This is a genomic window from Hyphomonas sp. (assembly GCF_040882205.1).
GTDB lineage: Bacteria > Pseudomonadota > Alphaproteobacteria > Caulobacterales > Hyphomonadaceae > Hyphomonas.
Genome location: NZ_JBBEBT010000128.1, coordinates 1 through 5309, shown reverse-complemented (window position 1 = coordinate 5309; position 5309 = coordinate 1). Strand labels below are relative to the sequence as shown.

7 protein-coding genes are annotated in these 5309 nt (G+C 67.4%); all 7 read left to right on the top strand.

Annotated features, from left to right (window positions below):
• Positions 1–70: 70 nt before the first annotated feature.
• From gspI to WEA77_RS04905, 7 genes are read left to right on the top strand one after another with little or no spacing between them, the layout of a single operon-like run.
• Positions 71–439, top strand: coding sequence for a type II secretion system minor pseudopilin GspI (gene gspI, locus WEA77_RS04935; RefSeq protein ID WP_368066751.1), 369 nt, complete (start codon positions 71–73; stop codon positions 437–439).
• The gene (gene gspJ / locus WEA77_RS04930; protein ID WP_368066750.1) at positions 436–1053 is read left to right on the top strand and encodes a type II secretion system minor pseudopilin GspJ; all 618 of its coding nucleotides are present in this window, start codon (positions 436–438) and stop codon (positions 1051–1053) included. The genes gspI and gspJ overlap by 4 nt, the downstream gene beginning before the upstream one ends.
• Positions 1050–2024, top strand: a complete 975-nt coding sequence (gene gspK, locus WEA77_RS04925; protein ID WP_368066749.1) for a type II secretion system minor pseudopilin GspK — start codon at positions 1050–1052, stop codon at positions 2022–2024. The genes gspJ and gspK overlap by 4 nt, the downstream gene beginning before the upstream one ends.
• Entirely contained in the window at positions 2021–3136 is a 1116-nt protein-coding gene (gene gspL / locus WEA77_RS04920; protein ID WP_368066748.1) for a type II secretion system protein GspL, read from the top strand. The genes gspK and gspL overlap by 4 nt, the downstream gene beginning before the upstream one ends.
• A complete protein-coding gene (gspM, locus tag WEA77_RS04915; RefSeq protein ID WP_368066747.1) occupies positions 3133–3594 on the top strand; it encodes a type II secretion system protein GspM in 462 nt (153 codons plus the stop codon). The genes gspL and gspM overlap by 4 nt, the downstream gene beginning before the upstream one ends.
• Positions 3591–4349, top strand: a complete 759-nt coding sequence (gene gspN / locus WEA77_RS04910; protein WP_368066746.1) for a type II secretion system protein N — start codon at positions 3591–3593, stop codon at positions 4347–4349. Before gspM ends, gspN begins: the two co-directional genes overlap by 4 nt.
• A complete protein-coding gene (locus tag WEA77_RS04905) occupies positions 4346–4828 on the top strand; it encodes a hypothetical protein (protein ID WP_368066745.1) in 483 nt (160 codons plus the stop codon). The genes gspN and WEA77_RS04905 overlap by 4 nt, the downstream gene beginning before the upstream one ends.
• Positions 4829–5309 lie beyond the last annotated feature (481 nt).

The window sequence follows — 5309 nt, the reverse complement described above, 5'->3', positions numbered from 1 at the left end:
CGGTCGAACTGCGCGCCGGCACGCGGACCCTTGAGGTCCCTCCGGCGGGCCTCGTCAGAGGGCAAGCCGGATGAGCGCGCCGGGTTTCTCCTTGCTTGAGACGATGGTCGCGCTGTCGGTTTTCTCCATCGCAGCGATGGGCCTCGTCTCGCTGAATACGCAGTCGGTCCGCATCAGCGGCGAACTGGACACCCGCCTACTGGCTCGCACGGTGGCGGCGAATGTCGCCGTCGATACCGTCACCGCCGAAGCACTCAGCCTCAGCCCGGTCACCGAAGGCGAACAGGTTCAGCGCGGACGCGCCTATAGCTGGACCCGCACGCTGGAAGCCACGCCGCAACCTGGACTCTACAGTATACGGATCGACGTGCGCGCGTCAGGCGAAGCGCCGGTACTTGTGCGCCTGTCCTTGCTGACAACAGACCCCGCCGCGCCATGACCCTGCCTCGCCCTTCCGAAAGCGGGATGACGCTGATCGAAACACTGATCGCGCTCTTCGTGATTGCCCTGATGGCGACTGCCGGCGCCGTGATGACGGGCCAGACGCTGCGCGGTGCGCGCGTACTGGAGACACGCGGTGCCGCCTCAGGTGAACTGGCAACCGCGCTCAATACGCTCTCGGCAGATCTTGCGGCCTATACCGCACGCCTGAGCCAGGATAGCGCCCTCTCCGAACCCGCGACCGCCTTCGCCGGCCATGCGCCGCGCGCCGATGGCCGCCTGATACTGTTCGTGCGCAATGGCTGGAGCAATCCGGGGGGCGCTGCGCGCAGTGACCTGCAGCGCGTCGAATACCGCTTTGAGAGCGGCGCCCTCATCCGGCGGTCATGGTTTGCCCCGGATCCCGGCCCGGCCACGCCCTCTGTCGATGAAACGCTCCTCTCTGGTCTCGCGGGTCTCGACGCGCGTTTTGGCCGGGCAGATGCCTGGCGCAGCGACTGGCTATCGGAAGGCGGTGAGATATCCCCCGCGCCCCAGAAGGTCGAGCTGACGCTGACCTTCGCCGAGGGCGACGTGCTCACCGTCCGCTACCTTCTGGGAGCCGGCACATGAAGGCGAACCCGAAGGAAACCGGCGCGGCGCTGCTGTCGATCCTCCTGATCGTCGCCACCCTGTCCGTCGCGGCCGTCATGGCCACCGGAGTGATCGCCCGGCAGACAGAACTCCAGAAACTCAGTGCACGGCGCACCCATGCGCTCTGGGCGGCGCGCTCGGCCGAAGCGGTCGCGCTCGCCGCCGCCCCAGGCCTCGCCGCCGCGAGCCGCCTTCCGGCACCAGAGACCGGCGAGGGTGCGGCGCGCACGCTCACCTTGCCGCTGGAGGGCGGCCAGATCGTCCTAACCCTCGCGCCGCTGCCGCCCTGTTTCAATCTGAACAGCCTCGGCAACGCAGACCCCACGCTCCGCGCGCAGTCCATGCAGAACTTCGAAATCCTGCTGACCGATATGGGGGTGCCCGAGGGCGATGCCGAACGCGTCTCAGCGATCCTCGCCGACTGGATCGATGCGGACTCCGTTCCCCTCCCGCTCGGCGGTGAGGACGCGGCCTATCTCGTGCAAGGCGGCGGCTTCCGCGCCGCAAGCCAGCCGCTCCTCAGCCCTGCCGAGCTTGCCCCGCTGCCCGGCGTCACGCCGGACCTGCGCCGCGCGCTCGCCGCCCTTGCCTGCACACTGGAAGATGCGGACCCGGCACGCCTCAACATGAACGCCCTGACGTCCGGGACTGCGCCCGTGCTGCGCGCTGCGACCGGTGGCCGGCTTTCCCTCGCCGATGCGCGCCGTCTCGTCGAAGCGCGCCCCGCCGCGGGCTGGCCGGACGTGCAAGCCGTGCGCGCCGCTGCGGCCCGCTTGCCGGGCGGCGGCGAAGCGCTGGCCGGACTGCCACTGGATGTGCGCAACAAACATTTCACCGGCGCCGGCACGGTAGGCCTTGATGCCGGCAGCTGGCCCTTCCGCTTTCTCTTGCGCGCCGGTGATGGCACACCGCCCGTCATCCTCTGGCGCTCTTTCGGGGACGCCGCATGAACGCCGACATCTACATCGAGCTGCCAGGCACAGCGGACGCGGCCCCGCGCCTCGCGGTGCGGCGCGCCAACGCGCTGGTGCCGGCAGAGTTCGAAAGCTATCAGGTGTCCGGCCGCCCGAAGGCGATTGCGTTTGCGCCGGCCCTCAGCGTAGCGAAGTTCCAGGTCCCCGTGGCTGCGAAATCCGAGGCAGAGGCGCGCAAGGCCGCGCTCTATGCCGTGGAGGACGATCTCGCCCAGTCCGTTGAAGATGTGCACATTCTGCTCGGCCCAAGGCAACCCGGACGAAACCTGCGCGACATCTATGTCGCCGACAAAGCCTTGCTGCTGCACTGGGCGCAGCAGCTTCAGTCCGCTGGCCTCGGCCATGCAGAGATCGTTCCGGAAGCCAGCCTCGCGCTTGCCCCGGGCACGATTTTTGACTTTGGAGATCGGCTGCTGATACACGGCGAGGCCGGTACCCTCGGCGCAGACAGGGCTTGGCCTGAAGGCGTGCTAATGGAAATCCTGCGCAAGTCCGGCCTCAGCAATTCAAACGTTACATTGGCCAATGCCCTCGAAACCCTGGCCGCGCTCGAAGCCCGTGCGCCTGGCATCCGCCTGACCGAGACGCGCAGCGCCGGCGCCGCGCCGGTTGGCAACACCTTCCGGCGCTGGCGCCTTGCCGGACTGCTGGCGCTCGCCGCAGCCGCTATCTGGATTGCCGCCATCCAGTTTGAAATCAACAGTCTGCGGACGAGTTACCAGCAGCAGGACGCGCAGGCCCGGGGCATCTACCGCCAGCAATTCGCCGGCGCGCCGGAGCCTGGCGACATTCACGCCGAAGTCCGCCGCCTCTCTGCAGCCACCTCCGGCAAGGCCGCCGGTGACTTCCTGGGCCTGTCGGCAGCCGTCTATGAAGCGCTCGCCTCTCGGCCCGGCGCTCAGCTGCGTCAGCTTCAGTACTCGGATCAGGACGCGTCGCTTCGCGCTGTCGTGCGTTTTGCCTCCGCATCCGACGCCGATGCCTTCCGCGCCGCACTGGAGGCCGCTGGCTGGAGCGCGCAGACCGAAACCCTCACGGACCTTTCCCCGGGTACACAGGCCGCAATCATCGTGAGGACTGCGCCATGATGTCCTGGTGGTCTGCGCGCGCGCCGCGTGAACGGCTTCTGCTCGGCGCCGCCGTCCTTGCTGCGCTGCTGGCCGCACTGTTGCAGTTTGTGATCGGCCCCGCCCTCCAGCGCCGGGAGGAGGCCGAAACCCTTGTCGCCGATGCGGCCAGCACCTTGCTGCGCCTTGAGCGCCTGCGCGCGGCGGGCATCACACAGGTACCTGCGCAGCCATCTGCCAACGCCGCCGATGCTGCGGCGGCGCTCGCGGCAGACGCGGGTCTCGCCGCCACGCCCGCGCCTACCGGCGCGGCGGCGCTCGCTTTTGTCCTTCCGTCCGCTGACCCCCAGCAGGTATTCGCCTGGACGGCGGAGGTGGAGGCGCACCTCGGTCTGACCGTCCAGTCCGCCGAACTCACCGCCGCCGGACCAGGCCGCGTGAACGCCGCCGTCACCTTCGCCGATGTGCCTGCACCATGAAGCGGCTGATGCTTCCGGCATTGCTTGCGGCGAGCTTCTTCGCCGGCCTCGTCGCCTTCGCCCCGCTGAGCGCGGCGCTCGCAGCGTCCGGCGCCGCCGCGCGCGGCCTCGGCTGGACCAGCGCCGAAGGCACCGTCCTGTCCGGCACAGTGCGCGGTTTGACGCTTGGCGGCGCGGACTATGGCAACGCAGACCTTGACTTCGCACCAGGCGGACTCCTGTCCGCGAACCTTCAGTATACGGTCAATTGGACCGGGCCGCAGGGCAATGGCCAGGGCAAGGTCGCCATCGGACCGGGCAGCCGCCTGTCGCTGCGCGATTACACGCTCAGCCTCGATCTCGCGCAGCTGGATCAGGCCGCCCTATGGGTTCGCGAGTCCGGCGGCCGTGTGGACCTCACCGGCGCCGCGCTCCGCTTTGGCCCCAAAGGCTGCCTCCGCGCCGAAGGCATAGGCCGCAGCGATGTGCTGGAACGCAACCGCGATATTCTCGGCCCCGGCTGGGCGCCGATGCAGGGCACACTGCGCTGCGAGGGCGCCGCGCTGGTGATCCCTCTGGCCTCCGAAAACCAGACCGGCACACGCTTCCAGGCTGACCTTCGCCTCGCCCCGAACCGTCCCGGCCAGTTCGAGGCCCGCGTCTCCGGTATCGTCCCGCGCGACCTCGGGTTCGCCCTGCCGATTGCCGGCTTCACGCCGCAGGGGCAAGATTTCGTCTATCTCTTTTCGACCCCCGACACGAGCACCCCCAAATGATGAGACCCTTCCTCCTTGCCGCCCTGATCGCTGCCCTGCCGGCGTGCAGCCATGACCCGAACCCCGAGGCCGCTCCGCCCCGCAGCGCGTCGCAGGCCATCGCGTCCGTTCCGGAGGCCGGCCTGCCGCCGCAGCGCCTGGCGCCCGGCAAATGCGGCCTGTTCCTCTGGGGCATGTCAGCGCCCCGCCAGTTCGTGCTGTTCGCAGAAAGCCCTGTCACCAACGCGCTGGTGCTCGTGAACGGCGCGCCGGTCTCCCTGCCGATGACCGCCGCGGGCGGCGAGGTGTTCGGCCAGTTCGTCACGGACATGAGATTCGCAGATACCGCCTCGCGCACAGAGGTGCAGGTCACCCTAAGGCCCGGCGAAGTCCTCGAGGGCGGCCAGCGCGTCGATAGCGGAAACATCCTCTACCGGAATGCTGAAGGCTGGGAGACGATCCTGCCGGTCACCGGTGTCCGCGCCTGCATGCCCGGATAGGGTAGCGTCAGCACGGCGTCCGGAAAGCAGCCCGAGACAGAGATGGCGCGGTCAAGACGCACCCTGAACCGGACTGATTGCGAATTTCCCTGAGGCAGAGGTTCGTTCTTCCCGGAGCGCGCACGATGCTGCGGATGCGAGAACGCGGCTACCCTGAAACCGCCGGGGTCACACATCCGGTGGACCATCCTTAAGAGGCCAAATCAATATCACTTTTGATATTATTCAGGCCAAATAGAGCTATTTTAAATCATAATTGATATTATTATTACTATAGTCACTCTTGCGCGCAAGACTGTAAATTCCTATCATTTGTAATAGGCTCAGGCCTTTAGACGCCCAATGCTATCAAATGTGAGCTCATGAAGATCAATCCTCTGACCCCCGAGACAGAAATACTGAAAGAGCTGGGCGACCGGCTTGCCTGTCTCCGCAAGCAACGCGGCGTGTCGCAGAACCGGCTTGCAGAAGACGCCGGCAT

What these genes read in the sequence shown, in the direction of transcription:
- gspN (WP_368066746.1), top strand. Translation starts at nt 3,591, where the DNA reads ATGAAGCGGCTGATGCTTCCGGCATTGCTTGCGGCGAGCTTCTTCGCC.
- gspJ (WP_368066750.1), top strand. Translation starts at nt 436, where the DNA reads ATGACCCTGCCTCGCCCTTCCGAAAGCGGGATGACGCTGATCGAAACA.
- gspI (WP_368066751.1), top strand. Translation starts at nt 71, where the DNA reads ATGAGCGCGCCGGGTTTCTCCTTGCTTGAGACGATGGTCGCGCTGTCG.
- gspM (WP_368066747.1), top strand. Translation starts at nt 3,133, where the DNA reads ATGATGTCCTGGTGGTCTGCGCGCGCGCCGCGTGAACGGCTTCTGCTC.
- gspK (WP_368066749.1), top strand. Translation starts at nt 1,050, where the DNA reads ATGAAGGCGAACCCGAAGGAAACCGGCGCGGCGCTGCTGTCGATCCTC.
- gspL (WP_368066748.1), top strand. Translation starts at nt 2,021, where the DNA reads ATGAACGCCGACATCTACATCGAGCTGCCAGGCACAGCGGACGCGGCC.
- WEA77_RS04905 (WP_368066745.1), top strand. Translation starts at nt 4,346, where the DNA reads ATGATGAGACCCTTCCTCCTTGCCGCCCTGATCGCTGCCCTGCCGGCG.